Raw genomic sequence first — 15,851 nt, forward strand, 5'->3', positions numbered from 1 at the left:
TCCACGGTTGGGATCCCTGGCGTGATGGCGATTCTCTCCACCTGCGGAAACAGGACCAGCGCCTCCCTCACCGCGGCGAAGGAGGGGGCGGATCGCAAGGCGGTGAGAATGGCGGTTGTCGCTTGGGATGCGATCACCACCCGTTCCGGCATGGGATCGGGGGGATCGGGGAAATGCGGAGCGGGTCGTGGAGATAGGCGACCGGCTCGGGAAAGGTCATGGCCCCCGCATGGCATTGCACTGCCGCCGCCATGGCTGGAACGGCGGCCAGCAGCCCCCCGGCGAAGGTGCCAGCCCCCCACACGAAGAAAGGGAGCCCGGCATCACGCCAAGCCGCCAACACCCGTGCGACGGCCTCGATCCGGGGGGAGCAGTCCAGTGCGGGCAGAGCCTCGGCCTCCGGCAGAACCACGGTGATGGGGGCAGCCGGCGTCGCCTCCACCAGCAGAGCGGGACCATCGGCATCGATTACGCGCGCCGTCAGGCCGGCACGGGCACAGGCCAGCGTCAGTCCCCGGGGCGAGAACAGAACCGGGTGCAGGAAGCTCAGCAGGCTCCAATCGCCTTTCCGGGCGAACCAGGAAGCGTTGGGGGTTTCGAGGAACAGGCGGCCCGACGGCTGCAAGGCGTTCCCGAGCCGGCGCAGCCAGGAGACGGGGTCCGGGGTGTGTTCGATGATGTTGCGCAGGATGATGACGTCGCAGGCCGGCCCGTCCATCGGCCGATCGGGATGGAAGGGTCTTTGTTCCACGGGAATTCCCTTCTCGACACATCGAGCCGCGGCGAGTGCCCCCGGCTCAATGCCCCGTACCTGGGCGCCCAACCCGGCCAGGCGTTCGAGCAGTGTGCCGTCCGCACAGCCGATCTCCAGCACCACCTTTCCGTCCACCCCGTCCTCGGCCAGATGGTGGATGATACGGTCCGCAAGCCCGGACAGGCCGGAAAGCTGCGCGCTGCCATAGGCGATGCCGGCGTACAGGGCGTCGATGCGGGCCTGGAGATCGCGACCGACCTGGGAAAAGGCCACGCCACAGACTCCACACGCGTCATAGACCAACGGCGCCACCGTAAAAGGCGCCTCCTTCCGCCACCGTTCCACCTGCGCGGCCAGTACCGGAGCAGGCATCGCGGGGGCTTGTATGCCGGCCCAGACCCCTTGTGCCGTCGTGCCGCATATCGGGCAGCACCGGGCGGCTGTCATGCCGGAACACTCGGGCGGCACGCGCGCAAGGCGGCTTCCACGGCCGTGTAATCGGCTTCGTAGGGAACCCGGAGCGCGTCGGAGGCTCCCACCAGATAGGGGATGCGGTCAACCGGGCTGACGCGGGCGGTCACCGTCCAGCGCACCCGGCCCGGCCCGGTGGGCAGGGAGGCATGGACCAGAGGCGAGTGGAGCAGCAGCGCCTCCCCGGCCGCCGTGCGCACGGTTTCGGCCTCCCCCAGCCCGGCGGTGTCCGCCACCTGATAGGAACCGAGCCGGTTGTTGGCATCGTGGGGCAGATAGCCCAGTTCCCGGCTGCCCGGATAAACCAGAAGCCCCCCGTCATCCGGGCCGGTCAGGTCGAAAAGGGAAAACTAGATCACCACCGACTGCACGCCGAGCTGGTTGATTTCCTGGTGCGGTTTCAGAAGACGGTCGTTCCCCTGGTCGTCGATGCGTAGGAAGACCTTGTCCACGCACAGCGAGCGGCAGCCGAAGAAGGCGGCGATGGCGTCCCATGCCGGAGGCTGCACGACCGCCGCATGGATGGACATCAGGCTGCGGACCACATCATAAAACCGGGATTTAGCTTCGGGCGACCGTTCCTTGAGGGCGATGTAGCGCGCCGACAGATCCCAGGGATTCACCGCGTCGGGATGGCGCCCTTCCGCCAGGGCGAGCGCATCGGACAGGTCGGTCCGGATGCGCTTCAGGCGGTCCGCGCCGACGAAGCCCGGTAGTCTGGCATATCCCATCCGCGAAAGCTCGCGCGCGGCTTCAGCATCGGCCGTTCCGAAGGCACCCCGAGATCATCCGTCATCTTCCGTCCCCTTCCCGTGCGGCTTCAGTCCGCCGCCATAGGCGCGGCGTCCGGCGGACACTCTCGCGTGGATCGTGCCCGTCCCGTGGCGCAGGAGCGAGCGGGATGGTAAGCGCTCATCCGTGAGTTGCGTCGGATCGGATTGCCTTGCCGAGCAACCGGACGGGCGCAGTATGCCCGAAGGCCGCCATAGGCTCCAGATCCATGTGCCGGCGGACGGCACTCCCGGCTTTGACCCACGGCAACCCGCCCCCGAAAATCCGCGAGACGCCTGGGAAACCTCTGGACCTATCTTGCCCTGAGGAATTCACGGGATTTCAATCGTCTTGAGGCATTCCAGGAGAAAAGATGCGAGAAAACAGTCGACAGTCAGAAACCTTCGCATGAAGGACATGCGCGATGCGCCAGCCCGACACGCCAAGAACGCCAAGTCTTACATTCGACGATCTTCCACGCCTGGTCGAGCAGGCGCAGGCATATTTGGCCGAGGGCAAGCCGCGCATGGTCGAGCGGTTGTTCCTGGAAAGCTATGCCGTTGCCCACAAGAGCGCCCGGTTCCACGCCCTGGTCTCGGCCGCGCTCGTCCGGCTTCAAGACGGGGAGCGGGCCGAGGCCTATCTGCGGATGGCTGCCTATCTCGCCCCTTCCAATCCGCAATGGTGGCTGGAACTGGCCCGGCTGTTCGAAACGCAAGGCCGTTCCGCCGACGCGGAGGCAATGGCCATGCGGACCCTCGGTGTCTCTCCGTATGTGTGGGAGGCCTGGGACATCGCCGACCGCCAGACCCGGAACCAGGGACGGACGCCGCCCCCCCGGCTCATCCTGTTCGGCGATTCCCATGCGATGTATTTTCGCTATCTGGCTGCGATGAACGGAATCGCCGCCCCTTACGTGCTGGAGGCCCATGACATCGGGGGCGGCACGGCCTACGGCCTCGACAATGCGGCCTCGGAAAGCGGAGCTGCCGCAGCCATTCGCCGCAGGCTGGACATGGCCCCTGTCCATGCCCGGCTTCTGTTCTTTTTCGGAGAGGTGGATTGCCGGCGGGCGGCATGGGCGGCGGCCGAGAAGACGGGCGATCCCATCGACCGGATCATCGAGGGCACGGTCACCGCCTATGTCCGGTTTCTCGACTCGCTGCTGGCCGAAGGGCATGGACCGATCACCATCGTCGGACCGATTCTGCCCATCACCGACGACGAGAGGTTTGCAACGGTGGTCCGCAACGATCCACGGGCGCTTCCGATTCCGCAGAGCGAACGGACCCGCATCACGGACCGCTTCTGTGCTCTGTGCCGTGCCGCTTGCGCCGAGCGCGGATGGGGGTACATCGACGTTGCCGATGCGATGCGCGATCCGCTGACCGGACAGGCGAGCGAAATCTTCGTCGGAGACGATCCATGGGATGCGCACGCACGCATGGCCCCGATAGCCACATGCCTTGCCGCTGCGCTCGACCGTCATCTGGCGGAGACCGGACTGCTGTGATCGCGCCCGCGCCGTCTGCGCATCGCAGACGGGTTCGGGACAGGCGTCAGCCGCCCGCCAGCTTGGCCATGACCGCCGCCGCCCAAGGGCGCTCTGCCGCAAGCAGGGCGATTCCGTCCGGAGGCAGGGCTGCCGACGCGCGCTGGAACATCGCCCGTGCCTGTGCCTCCTCCCCTGCCACGGCCAGCCCATAGGCGAAGTCCAGCAAGGTCCAGACGACGCCGGGATTGCGCTCCGCCGGGCGCTGGAGGAGCGGCAGGCCGGCCCGAGGGTCCCCGCTGCTGACGAGAACGGTGCCCAGGGCCGTCATCGCCCAGGGATCGTCCGCATTCAACCCATGCGCCTGGCGGGCATCGGCCAAGGCGGCGGCGCGATCCCCCTGCGCCAGTTTCACCAGGGCACGATGAGCGACAGCCGTCGACAGTCCGGGTGCCAACCGGACCGCCTGCTCAAAGCGCTCCAGGGCGTCGTCGTTCCGGCCCGCCGCCAGCAGCAGGCGGCCGCAGCCGCATTGTCCGACGGCGGCCTGCTGCGGCTGTCCGGCAGAGGTCGCCATGGACACCATCCGCTCGAAGCCGTCCGCCGCCTCGTTCGCCAGTCCCAGCCGTTCCTGCACGTAAGCGAGCAGGCCCAGGCTGAGAATGTCGGACGGGTCGTGGGCGACCGCCTGACCGAGATAGTGGCGGCTCTCGGACAGCTGCCCGGTATAGCTCGCCGCCCGCCCCGCCGTCCTGGCCGCCTCGGCGGAGGCCGGCGCCCTGTCCGCCGCCCAGCGGGCAGGGGCGAAAGCTGCGGCGTAGTCGTGGCTTCGCATCGCGTCATCGGCGGCTCTTACCGCCTCTTCCAGCGCCCTGCTCCGGCTTGTGGCTCCACCGGCGACGGCGCGGTCCAGCGCCGCAAGGCCGTCGCCGATCTCCCCCCGCCTCAACAGAACCAGACCGTATGCGCACTGTGCCTCATCCAGGGCAGCGTCGATCGCGATGGCTCGGTTGGCTTCATCCTGGGCCGCGCCGTAGTCACCGCGCCCATAATGCTCCATCGCGATACGGGCATGGGCGCGTGCCTCGTAATTCGGATCGCAGGCGATGGCCGCGCGATGAATCTCGGCAGCCTGTTGCGCCCTGCCGGCCTGGAGCAGGCATTCCTTCAACCGCATACGGGCTTCCACCAGGGTGGCGTCGGTGTCCACCGCCCGTTGCAGGGCCGCGATGGCTGCGTCGGCTTCACCGGTCCGCGCGAGCGCGACCCCCATCTGATAATGATAGTTTGCGAAAGTGGTCTGCCGGATCCGTGTCCGCCAAGCCTCGAAGTCGATGTGCCCGGCCTCTGTGGCGTCTGGCATGCTGCGGAATTCGGAGGGTTGGACCGGCATCGGAAGAACGTCCATCTTGAGGGCCTGGAAACGGACCATAGCACCGTAGCTCCATTCCTCTCAAATCGGCATCCGCTTGCAGGCGCCGATTTCGATCCTCGATTTTCGCTTGTGTTGCACAGGCCTCCCCCTCAGGCTTCCGCCACTCCGCGTCACCACGAGGCCATCCCGTCCCATGTTCTACCGCGATCTCGGCAGCACCGGCATCAAGGTTTCCGAAATCGGCTTCGGCGGCTGGGGCATCGGTGGAACGACCGCCGGCCCGACCTCCTATGGCGACGTCGATGAACGGACATCGCTGGATGCTCTGTCCCGGGCCTTCGATCACGGCATCACCTTCTACGATACAGCGCCGGCCTATGGTGACGGACGCAGCGAATCGCTGATAGGCCGCGCGTTCCGGGGACGTCGCGACCATGTGGTCATCGCAACCAAGGCTGGATACCGGAGTTGGTCGGCCGCTCCCGACTTTTCCCCCATGGCCATCCGCAGGTCGGTGGAGAGCAGCCTTGCCCGTCTCGGATGCGACTGGATCGACCTGCTGCAACTCCATTCCGTTCCATCCGCCGCCTTGACCGACGACGTGGCCGCCGAACTGCATCGGCTGCAGGAAGCCGGCCATATCCGAGCCTGGGGAGTTTCGCCCAAGGCGCCGGCCGAAGCGCTCGCGATGATCCGAACGTTCGATCCGCCGGTGGTTCAGGTCAACCTGAACATGCTCGATGTCAGGGCGTTCGAGTGCGGCCTGCTCGATCATGCGCGGGAACGGGGGGTCGCCGTCATCGCCCGGACCCCGCTGTGCTTCGGATTCCTGACCGGTACGCTGACCGAAGACGCGCGGTTTCCGCCCGAGGACCATCGCAGCGCCTGGCCGCAGGCCCAGATCGCCGCCTGGGTGAGGGGAGCGGCCCGCGTTCTGGCCGCGGCCGATGCGCCGGCCGTTCAGGCCCCCGGACAGGTCGCGCTGCGTTTCTGCCTGTCCCATGATGCAGTATCCACCGTCATTCCAGGCATCCTGACACCGGCGGAGGCCGAAACCAATGCGGTCGCCAGTGGCTTCGGCCGCCTCTCGGCAGCAGCCGTTTCAGCCATTCTGGACATCAACCAACGGGAAAATTTCCTTGTGCGCCGGGCTTCCTGAGGCGTCGGGCCCCTCTGGGCCGCTGGCACCGGTCGATCTCGGGCGCGTTCTGGTCACCGGAGCCGCCAGCGGTCTCGGACGCCACCTGTGCGAGCGGTTCGGCGCCCGTCCCTTCCTGCGCGGGGATCGCGCCGAGGCTCTGGAAGGAGAGACGTTCGACCTGATCGTTCATTGTGCCGCCAACGCCTTGCCGGCCGTCGGCGATGGACAGGCGTTCCGTTTCGTCGACGACAACATCCTGCTGACGGAGCGGCTGACGCGTATCCCCCACGGCCTGTTCGTGTTCCTGTCCAGCGTCGACCTGTATCCGGTGATCGGGGGACCATCGCGCGAAGAGATCCCCCTTTCCCTCGACGCCACCCGCAATGCGTACGGCGCGGCCAAGATGATGGCCGAGGCCGTGGTGCGCGAGCGCTGCCGCCGACATCTGATCCTTCGTCCTACCACCCTTCTGGGCCGCTACGCCAGGGCCAACAACATCATCCGCCTTCTGACTGCGGACGAGCCGCGGCTGACATTGACCGCGGCCTCGCGGTTCAACTGTCTCCTGCATGACGATGTCGCAGCCTTCATCGTCGCCTGCCTTCACCAGGAACGGTCGGGAATCTTCAACCTGGGCCGCGAGGATACCGTATCGCTGGGGGAGGTCGCCGCCGCTTTCGGCCGGACTCCCCGCTTCGGGACAATCGACTACACCGTTCCATGGACCTGCATAGACAAGGCCGCGGAGATTCTGCCCGGTCTGCGCAGCAGCTCTCTGTCTGCGATAAGGACCTTCTTCCGAACGGTGCGGGACCGAGCGGTATGACGCTCGACGAAGCCTGGGTGGATTCGGTCCCCTGCGGGCAGGATTCAATTAAGAATTCAGCAAGGCAGGACCGGGGACACTCGACCATGCTCCATCCCCGGCGGCATCGGTTGCGATCGATCCCCGCCTTGTCTGGCATTGGATAATGCGATGACCGAACCGATCTCTCCGCCGCTGCATGCCAATCCCTGGCGCTATCCCACAAGCCACGACCTGTTCGGGTCGCCGGAACGGGTTGCACGGGAGATGATGGTTGCGCAGATCGGGCCAACGGAGCCGTTCGTGACTCCGGAGTCGGTCATCCTGACCCAGGGATCCTGCTTTTCCGGAAATATCGCCCGGGAATTGCAGGCGTTCGGGTGCCGATGCATTCATGCCGACTTAGTCGAATTCAACAACACGACCTTCCACAACCGGCTCCTGATCGACCTGGCCCTAGGTGCCGTGCCATTGGATGCGGAGAACGAGCGGTTCGTCGCAGAAATCCTGCGCGGCGTAAGCCTGTCGGAGTTCCGCGACCTTCTGCACACGGCGGACATCTTAATCTTCACGATTGGCGTCGCCCTGTGCCCGTTCGATGAATTGGGCGGGCTGTTCCTGCCCCTGGAAAGGACGGCACGCGCACGGCGGCTGCGGATGACGACGCCGGAAGAGAATGCCGACAACATGCGCTATATCCTGCGGTCGATTTCGCGCATCAACCCGAACGCACGCTTCATCCTGACCGTTTCACCCGTACCCTTGGGAGGTGTCCCGCGGGATTTCCCTTCCTCCTTCGCCGCCGACTGCGTTTCGAAATCGATCATGCGCCTGGCCGCGCATTACATCGAAGCGGATCGGACGCCGAATCTTTGGTACTGGCCATCCTTCGAGATGGTCCGGTGGCTCGGGTCCCATACGGGTCCGGTCTTCGGTGTCGATGACGGCAACCCCAGGCATGTCTCGCATGCGAGCGTACGCATGATAATCCGGCTTTTCCTGGAGAAATTCGGCAACGACGCGCTGCGCGCGCGCGCGCGTCAGATGAATGCGGGGGAAAGCTGAACCCTGGAGACGCCTGGGGTTCCAGGAAAGCGGAGCCGGCAGGAATTTTCTGGCGATGCTCCGGATATGGCGCCTGTCCGTCGCGGCTGGAAAACTTTCCACTTCAATGACCGATGGGATATGAACCCTCGGCAGGTGCATGAAGCGAACAACCAGGACAGAGGCCACTCTCGCGATGTTCTACGAACTGGCAGCGTCCACCTGGGGCGAGGAAGAAAAAGCGGCCATGGCGGATGTCATCGCCTCGGGCCGCTATACCATGGGTGAGCAGGTCTTGGCGTTCGAACGGGAGTTCGCCGGTTACTTCGGTATGGATCACGGGATCATGGTCAATTCCGGTTCCTCCGCAAATCTGGTGGCAACCGCCGCCCTGGCCTACAAGTCCGACCGGCCGCTGCAGCGGGGCGATGAGGTAATCGTGCCGGCGATCTCCTGGGCCACGACCTATCACCCCCTGCAGCAATACGGGCTGAAGCTTCGCTTCGTCGATGTGGACCTGGAAACGCTCAATATCGATGTGGCCCAGCTGGAGCGGGCGCTGACGCCCTCCACGCGCATGATCGTTCCGGTGTCGATTCTAGGCAATCCGGCGGCTTTGGACATCATCCGCGATTTCGCCGATGCCCATGGGCTCTATGTCCTGGAGGATAATTGCGAATCGATGGATGCCGAGCTGGCCGGGCGCAAGACCGGTACTTTCGGCGACCTCAACACCTTCAGCTTTTTCTTCTCTCATCATATATCGACGATGGAAGGCGGCATGATCCTGACCCGGGATCGGGAGCTTTCCGATCTCTGCCGCTCCTTGCGCGCCCATGGCTGGACTCGTGATCTGCCGGCCGACACGGCTTTGTACCAGCGCAAATCCAGCGATCATTTCGAAGCCTACCGCTTCATCCTGCCAGGCTACAATGTCCGTCCGCTGGAGCTCGAAGCCGCCGTCGGGCGCTGCCAGCTTGCAAAGCTGCCGGGTTTCACTGCCGCCCGCCGGCGCAATCTGGCGCTGTTCCAGGAGTTGTTTGCCGGCGACGACCGCTTCATCATTCAGCGCGAGCATGGCAAATCCTCCAGCTTTTGCTTCACCGTGATCCTCAACCCGAAACACAGCCTGGATCGGGAGAAAATCTTCGCCGCATTGAAAGAAGCCGACATCGGCTTCCGTATCATTACGGGCGGGTGTTTTCTGCGGCACGACGTCATGAAGTATTATGATTATGAAGTCGTCGGCTCGATTGAAAACGCGATCACCGCCCATGAACTCGGATTCTTCGTCGGCAACCATCCGTTCGACCTGACTCCTCAGATCGTCCGCCTGAGAGAAGTGCTAGACCGCTTCTGACCGGCTCCACCGCCTTCGCTGAAAACTATGATCATGGGATTATGAGATGAGCGACAGCCTGAACATTCTCGTCACAGGCGGTGCCGGTTACCTGGGCTCGATCATGGTGCCGGCGTTGTTGGAAGCCGGGCATCGGGTGACGGTGCTGGACAGCTTCCTGTTCCGGCAATCTCCATTGAACCATGTCTGCATCCATCCGAATTTCGATGTGGTCCGCGGCGACGCCCGCGACGAGGCGACGCTCCGTCCATTGGTTGCGGGTGCCGACGTGGTGATTCCCCTGGCCGCCCTGGTCGGGGCACCGCTGTGCAATGCCGACAGGCTGGCGGCGGAAAGCACCAACCGTGATGCGGTCGTCACCTTGATCAAGCTGCTTTCCCCCGAACAGCGCATCCTGATGCCGGTCACCAATTCCGGCTATGGCATCGGCGAGGCGGGAAAGCATTGCACGGAAGACAGCCCCTTGCGTCCGCTGTCGCTCTATGGCCGCACCAAGGTGGAGGCGGAAGCCGCCGTATTGGAACGCGGCAACGCCATCAGCCTCCGGCTGGCCACCGTATTCGGTATGGCGCCCCGCATGCGCATTGACCTGCTGGTAAACGATTTCGTCCATCGCGCCGTCAATGACAGCGCGGTAGTCCTGTTCGAGGCGCACTTTACCCGCAACTACATTCACATTCGCGATGTCGCCCGCGCCTTTCTGCATGGCTTGGCCAATTTCGAGACGATGCAGGGCCGCCCCTACAATGTCGGCCTGTCGGATGCCAACCTGTCGAAGTGGCAGCTGTGCGAGCGTATCCGCGCGCATCTGCCCAAATTCGTCTTTCTAGAAGCCCCGATTGGCGAGGATCCGGACAAGCGCGATTACATCGTCTCCAACGCCCGCATCGAGGCCACGGGATACAGACCGGCCTTCTCGCTCGACGATGGCATCCTCGAGCTGATCAAAGGCTATCGCATGGTCCGGAATGCCGTGCATGGCAATGTCTGAGCCGGGCCCCGCTCCATGCTCCGACACCATGCCGTAACGCTGCGGGAAAAGGCCGTCATGCCATGATCATCAGCCGCACCCCGTTCCGTGTGTCCTTGTTCGGCGGAGGCACCGACCTGCCCCAATGGTATCTGCGCCATGGCGGTGCAGTGATTGGTGGAGCAATCGACAAGTACTGTTATATCAGCTTGCGGACGCTCCCCCCCTTCTTCAGCCACAAGCATCGGATTGTTTATTCATGCGTCGAGCTGGTGAATGATATTCAGGAAATCCGTCATCCGGTGGTGCGGGCGGTGCTGACGGAGACGGGTGTCGCCAACGGGCTGGAAATCCATCACGATGGCGATCTTCCCGCGCGCTCCGGATTGGGCTCCTCGTCGTCCTTCACCGTAGGCCTGCTGCATGCGCTGTACGCGTATCGTGGCCAGATGATCGGCAAATGGGAGCTTGCGCAGGCTGCCATCCGTGTCGAGCAGGACATCCTTAAAGAGCATGTCGGCAGCCAGGACCAGATGTGGGCCGCCTATGGTGGACTCAATCGCATCGACTTCCGACCCGATGGCGGAATCGAGGTGATGCCCCTGATTGTTCCACATGACCGCCGCGACCAGCTGCAGCAACGTCTTGTCCTCTATTACACGGGGCAGTCGCGCTACGCCTCCGATATCGAGAAAGACAAGATCGCCAATCTTGACCGTCGCCAATCCGAGTTGGAGGGGCTGCGTGCCCTGGTCGACGAGGCCGTCGACATCCTGTGCCGGACCTCCGCGGATCTGGACGATATCGGCCGCATGCTGCATCACAGCTGGACAATCAAGCGATCCCTGTCGAGTGGCGTTTCCAACCCGATGGTGGACGAGATGTACGCCGCTGCACGGTCGGCCGGTGCATTGGGCGGAAAACTGCTGGGCGCCGGCGGCGGTGGATTCCTGCTGCTGTACGTGCCTCTCCACCGGCAGGAGGAGGTCCAGCGGCAACTCCGCAACCACATTGCCATAAACTTCCGTTTTGAGGCCGGAGGCAGTCGGATCGTCGTCTATGAGCCCGATGACTTCGACCACTGCCAGCAACAGTAGGAACCGTCCCGATGGAGCACATCGATTCCGCTGCCGTAGCCCGCCTGTACCGGATGTTACGGCTGATCCGCAGGACGGAGGAGGAAACGGCCCGCATCTATCCGTCCGACAAGATTAAGAGTCCGATTCATCTGTCGATCGGTCAGGAGTTCGTCGCGGTCGGCGTCTGCGATCTCCTGCGTCCGATCGATGCTGTCGCACCCGGCTATCGCGGCCATGCCGCCTACATCGCCAAGGGAGGCGATCTGCCGGCAATGATCGCCGAAATGTACGGCAAGGATTCCGGCTGCGCCCGTGGACGGGGCGGTTCGATGCATCTTGTGGACATGACTGCCGGCGTACTCGGGGCCTCCGCGGTGGTCGGAACCGGAATCCCGGTGGCCACCGGGGTCGCATTGGCTGCCAAGCGCCAGAAGCAGGGGCGTATCGTGGTGTGTTTCCTGGGCGATGGCGCAACGGAGGAAGGTTGCTTTTCCGAGAGCATCAATTTTGCCGCACTGCATAAACTGCCGATCCTTTACGTCTGTGAGAACAACGGCTACGCCATCCACGAACCTCTTTCGAAACGCTGGGCTACCGACCGCCTGTGCGAGCGCGTCGCAACCTACGGCATTCCGGCCGAAAAGATCGGCGATGGCGATGTCTTTTCCATCCGCGCCGGCGCGGAACGGGCAATCGCCGGGATCCGTGCCGGCAATGGACCCGCCTTCATGGAGGTGACCTGCTATCGCTGGCGCGAGCATGTCGGCCCCAACGAGGATTTCGACCAGGGCTATCGCGATCGCGGCGAGGTGCTGCCATGGCTGGAGAACGATCAGATTCCCCGACTGGCCGCCATGCTACGGGAGGACATCCGCATAGCCATTGACGCCGACGTCGAAGCCGAGGTGTCCGCTGCCTTCGCCTGGGCTGAAAGCGCCCCATTTCCAAGCCCCGACGATTTGGAGGCCTTTACCTATGCTTGAGGCTGCTGACACCCGTTCCCCGACCGGGCAGCGGGTTCTGCGCTATGTCGACGCGCTTGCCGAAGCCTTCCATCAGGAAATGGAGCGCGATCCGGACGTGTTCCTGTTCGGCCTGGATGTCGACGACCATAAGGCGATCCAAGGGTCGACGCGCGGGCTTCTGCAGCGGTTCGGGGCGGAGCGGATATTCACTACCCCGCTCTCCGAAGATGCCATGACCGGTGTGGCGATCGGAGCGGCCATGGCCGGAATGCGGCCGATCCACACCCATATCCGCATGGATTTTCTTCTGCTGTGCATGAACCAGTTGATCAACATCGCCGCAAAGGCGCATGCGATGTATGGGGGAGCCGTCAAGGTGCCTCTGGTCGTCCGGTCAATGATCGGCAAATCCTGGGGGCAGGGTGCGCAGCATTCCCAGGCCCTGCATTCGATGTTCATGCATGTCCCCGGCCTGAAGGTCGTCTCTCCTTCCAACGCCTATGACGCGAAAGGCTGCATGATCGCCGCGATCCGCGACGACAATCCGGTCATCGTCATGGAGCACCGTCTTCTCTATCCGACGGAAGCCTTTGTGCCGGAAGAACCGTACGAGGTTGCACCGGGAAAGGCGCGCGTGGTTGCGGCCGGTCAGGATGTCACCATCGTCGCAGTGTCCAACATGGTGTTGGAGGCCTTGCGGGCGCGCGAGCTTCTGGCCGATCTCGGAATCTCGGTGGAAGTGATCGATCCGATCTGGCTCTCTCCGCTCGATATCGACACGATCGCGGCCTCGGCGCTCAGGACACGCCGCCTGCTGGTAGCGGACAATGGTTGGAGCATGTGCGGCGCCGGGGCAGAGATCATCGCCCAGGTTCTTGAGCGATCGGAGCCGGAGGCATCGATTGCGGTCAAGCGGGTGGGGTTCGCCCCGACCACCTGCCCTCCCTCCCCGGCTCTGGAAGAACGCTTCTATCCCAATGTAGAAACTCTCGTGGCCTTGGTTCAGAAGTGGCTTGGCTGGGATCCGACCGGATGGTCGCCGGATCCCGAACGGACCAAGCTGGCCCACCAGATCCAGTTCCGGGGGCCCTTCTGATACCAGCGGCACTGGTCATTGACCTGTGCCGCCAAAGGGCCGCGACGGCGGCTCCGCCGGCGATCGAGGAAACGGCTTTTGATGGGTCACCATCAAAAGCCGTTGATATGACACCGTCAGGCTTTATGCCGCGATAGCGCCATTACCGAACCGATCAGCTCTGAGGGTAACGCTGGGTCGCATGCAGCATGCGGTCCCGTTCGGTTATCCACAGGTCGGCGTAGCCACAGCTCCGGTATTCATCGAAGTAAGGGCCGCCGATCGTATAGTGCAGATTGGAAAGCTGCTCTGCTGGAATATGCTCATCGTAATCCACAAGGTGATTCCAGCGATGGGGAATTTCCCCGATCAGGGAATCATCCTCAAGCCACTTGAACTGATGAAGGTCAGTTCCCGGGGCGTCATTGACATATTCCGGCGTCAGCATCGAACAGCGCGCGCAATTGAACAACATCACGCTTGACCAATTTTTTTTCTCGTACCGTGTTTGCGGCGCATCCAGGAACTTCACCGTTTCTTTCGGCTCGTGCCGATGCTTGACAACTTGGACCGCGTATCTGTCGTCGCGCAGGTCCCACAGGCGAGCGATATCGTCGAGCATCAGCATGTCGCAGTCGAAGAACAGCGCCCATCCTTCATAGCCGGCCATGTAAGGGACCAGGAAACGGGAGAAGGAAAAATCCGTCGATTGCAGGGGATGGCGCTCCCGCCACATCACATCCTGCAACTGTGTGAGCATCAAGGGTATGATTGCGACCGGGCGAGATGCACGCGTCTGGATCGAATGCGCAAAGACATTGTAGGCCACCGCCTCGCGCGGGTCATAACCGATGAACGTGCGGATCATGGGACCTCCTGTGTCCAGGGGCCGGCAATTGTATGCCCCAGGCTTCTGCTTCTGTCGCCTTTCAATTAGCGTGGGATTGGTTAATCATCTCATAATATTCCAACATCACAGATGATTTAAAAAGAAAGGAATCAAAACTTCTATTATCCTCTTTATAATTTGTCTGGCAGACGATTTTCTTGGCCCCGCAGAAGGCGGGAACCGAATGGAGAGCACGCTTACAGATGAACAGTCGGCGCCATCCTGCTTGTTAACGTTCTGCCAATCGTTAGAAATTATCCTACGATAAGAAACGGAGTGGATTGCCCATTATGCCGACCCTGCCGCCGTTATATCTGCCGATTGAAATAAAAGTTCGGGAATTCAAGTCGAAGATGCTTGTGGCCCTGTTCGCCTGCGCGCGTGGCTATTCGGTGTGTCTGGCGCAAAAAGACGCCTTCAACAATGTTGCCTCGGGGCTGTGTCCCGGGATTGTCGTAGGCAAGTCACTCAACGAGGTCGATGCTCGGCATTTCCGGCAATACCGGGCATACGGTCATGTCGTGGCCACGATGGATGAGGAAATCCTGGTTTATCTGAGCCGCCAGGACCTCGTCCGCTTCCTGTCCCGCGAGGCGATCGAGGGGAGCAGCCTAATCTTCGCTCCCGGCCAGGATGCGGTCGATATCCTTACGGCCATCGACCCGGACATCGCACGGCGCAGCAGGATCGTCGGCCTTCCGCGGCTTGATTTCCTGCGGCCCGAATTTTCCCTGGAGTCTCTGCGGCGTGCGGAAGAACTTCGCCAAGCCTACGGCGATTTTGTCCTGGTCAATGCAAATTTCACTCTTGGCAACATTCACATGCCCTACGAACGCCTTCTGGCGATCTTGAGGGATGCCGGGTACATCCGGACCGACAAGGATGAAGAGTTCGTCCTGAAGCGCATCGAGCATGACCGCCGCGCCATGAATGCCATGATCGGCCTTGTCACACAGCTCGCCAGCCGTTTCCCGCAGATTAACTTCATCGTCCGCCCACATCCGCAGGAACGGCCGGAGTCTTACCGTGCGCCGTTGGGGAATATTTCCAATGTAATCATATCGCCCCCGTCCGAACCAGTGGACACATGGTTGCGGGCAGCCGTTGCCATGCTGCAGAACGGATGCACAACGGCGATCGAGGCGCATGAGCTGGGAACGCCGATTCTGGCAAATGCCATGGTCCACGATCCGGTCTTCGACCCTTATCTGCCCAACGCGCTTGCTGACATCGTGACCGATCCAGATGGTGCAGCGGCATGGTTGGACCAGATCCTCCGCGACCGACCGCGGAGGCAGCAACGGGATCTGCTGTCGGACGGTCACCATTATGGCCACTATGTGGATCGCAGCAGTTTCAAACTCTCAGCCGAACGCATGGTCGATGCCCTTTGTGCCTGGGCCCCCGAATTACTGGCCACGGGCGAGGCGCGCCTCGACCTCGACGCCTATGCACAAGCGCCCTATGTGGCTGAGCCGTTCCTCAAGAATGAATTCATCCGCGTCAAGTTCCCTGACACTGGACTCGAGGATGTGGAACAGATGATCGACGCTCTGCGCCGTGCCCTGCCCTCACTCCCTCCTGTGCGCCTTGCCAATCCCGCCCGGGACGTTTTCGTTCTGCGTCCAGCCTGACCCGACGGGAATGGGCCCGCGGGGCC

Annotated in this window: 15 protein-coding genes; 10 read left to right on the forward strand and 5 right to left on the reverse strand. The window is 62.9% G+C overall.

Annotation, left to right across the window (positions count from 1 at the left end; translation table 11 throughout):
* Positions 1–133: 133 nt before the first annotated feature.
* The 3 genes from ABMY26_RS35710 to ABMY26_RS35720 form a co-directional block, all read right to left on the reverse strand.
* Complete coding sequence (locus ABMY26_RS35710; protein ID WP_372400683.1) at positions 134–1,027, reverse strand: class I SAM-dependent methyltransferase; 894 nt, start codon at positions 1,025–1,027, stop codon at positions 134–136.
* Between the two features lie 170 nt (positions 1,028–1,197).
* Complete coding sequence (locus ABMY26_RS35715; protein ID WP_372400728.1) at positions 1,198–1,560, reverse strand: phytanoyl-CoA dioxygenase family protein; 363 nt, start codon at positions 1,558–1,560, stop codon at positions 1,198–1,200.
* Positions 1,561–1,575: 15 nt separating this feature from the next.
* Positions 1,576–1,956 carry a hypothetical protein gene (locus tag ABMY26_RS35720; RefSeq protein WP_372400684.1) on the reverse strand — a complete coding sequence of 127 codons (381 nt, stop codon included), beginning with the start codon at positions 1,954–1,956 and terminating at the stop codon, positions 1,576–1,578.
* A 464-nt stretch (positions 1,957–2,420) separates the two neighbouring features.
* On the opposite strand from ABMY26_RS35720, the gene ABMY26_RS35725 reads away from it, so the two are divergent.
* Entirely contained in the window at positions 2,421–3,509 is a 1,089-nt protein-coding gene (locus ABMY26_RS35725; RefSeq protein WP_372400685.1) for a tetratricopeptide repeat protein, read from the forward strand.
* A gap of 46 nt (positions 3,510–3,555) precedes the next feature.
* On the opposite strand, the gene ABMY26_RS35730 is transcribed toward ABMY26_RS35725, so the two are convergent.
* Positions 3,556–4,851 (reverse strand): tetratricopeptide repeat protein, encoded by a 1,296-nt coding sequence (locus ABMY26_RS35730; protein WP_372400686.1) that lies wholly within the window; start codon positions 4,849–4,851, stop codon positions 3,556–3,558.
* 205 nt (positions 4,852–5,056) lie between these two features.
* Between ABMY26_RS35730 and ABMY26_RS35735 the strand changes: the two genes are divergently transcribed.
* From ABMY26_RS35735 to ABMY26_RS35770, 8 genes are all read left to right on the forward strand, one after another.
* Positions 5,057–6,022: an aldo/keto reductase gene (locus ABMY26_RS35735; RefSeq protein WP_372400687.1), complete on the forward strand. Its 966-nt coding sequence runs from the start codon at positions 5,057–5,059 to the stop codon at positions 6,020–6,022.
* Entirely contained in the window at positions 6,003–6,830 is an 828-nt protein-coding gene (locus tag ABMY26_RS35740) for an NAD-dependent epimerase/dehydratase family protein (RefSeq protein ID WP_372400688.1), read from the forward strand. Before ABMY26_RS35735 ends, ABMY26_RS35740 begins: the two co-directional genes overlap by 20 nt.
* Positions 6,831–6,980: 150 nt before the next feature.
* A complete protein-coding gene (locus ABMY26_RS35745) occupies positions 6,981–7,874 on the forward strand; it encodes a GSCFA domain-containing protein (RefSeq protein WP_372400689.1) in 894 nt (297 codons plus the stop codon).
* Positions 7,875–8,049: 175 nt separating this feature from the next.
* Positions 8,050–9,213, forward strand: a complete 1,164-nt coding sequence (locus ABMY26_RS35750; protein WP_372400690.1) for a DegT/DnrJ/EryC1/StrS family aminotransferase — start codon at positions 8,050–8,052, stop codon at positions 9,211–9,213.
* Positions 9,214–9,259: 46 nt separating this feature from the next.
* Complete coding sequence (locus tag ABMY26_RS35755) at positions 9,260–10,204, forward strand: NAD-dependent epimerase/dehydratase family protein (RefSeq protein WP_372400691.1); 945 nt, start codon at positions 9,260–9,262, stop codon at positions 10,202–10,204.
* A 62-nt stretch (positions 10,205–10,266) separates the two neighbouring features.
* Complete coding sequence (locus ABMY26_RS35760; RefSeq protein ID WP_372400692.1) at positions 10,267–11,280, forward strand: kinase; 1,014 nt, start codon at positions 10,267–10,269, stop codon at positions 11,278–11,280.
* An 11-nt stretch (positions 11,281–11,291) separates the two neighbouring features.
* Positions 11,292–12,245 carry a thiamine pyrophosphate-dependent dehydrogenase E1 component subunit alpha gene (locus ABMY26_RS35765; protein ID WP_372400693.1) on the forward strand — a complete coding sequence of 318 codons (954 nt, stop codon included), beginning with the start codon at positions 11,292–11,294 and terminating at the stop codon, positions 12,243–12,245.
* Entirely contained in the window at positions 12,238–13,323 is a 1,086-nt protein-coding gene (locus tag ABMY26_RS35770) for an alpha-ketoacid dehydrogenase subunit beta (RefSeq protein ID WP_372400694.1), read from the forward strand. The genes ABMY26_RS35765 and ABMY26_RS35770 overlap by 8 nt, the downstream gene beginning before the upstream one ends.
* Positions 13,324–13,477: 154 nt before the next feature.
* Here ABMY26_RS35770 and ABMY26_RS35775 read toward each other — a convergent pair whose 3' ends face one another.
* Complete coding sequence (locus ABMY26_RS35775) at positions 13,478–14,170, reverse strand: hypothetical protein (protein WP_372400695.1); 693 nt, start codon at positions 14,168–14,170, stop codon at positions 13,478–13,480.
* A 311-nt stretch (positions 14,171–14,481) separates the two neighbouring features.
* On the opposite strand from ABMY26_RS35775, the gene ABMY26_RS35780 reads away from it, so the two are divergent.
* The gene (locus ABMY26_RS35780) at positions 14,482–15,825 is read left to right on the forward strand and encodes a surface carbohydrate biosynthesis protein (protein WP_372400696.1); all 1,344 of its coding nucleotides are present in this window, start codon (positions 14,482–14,484) and stop codon (positions 15,823–15,825) included.
* The last annotated feature ends 26 nt before the right edge of the window (positions 15,826–15,851 follow it).

Source organism: Azospirillum sp. HJ39 (genome assembly GCF_041507355.1).
Lineage (GTDB): Bacteria > Pseudomonadota > Alphaproteobacteria > Azospirillales > Azospirillaceae > Azospirillum > Azospirillum thiophilum.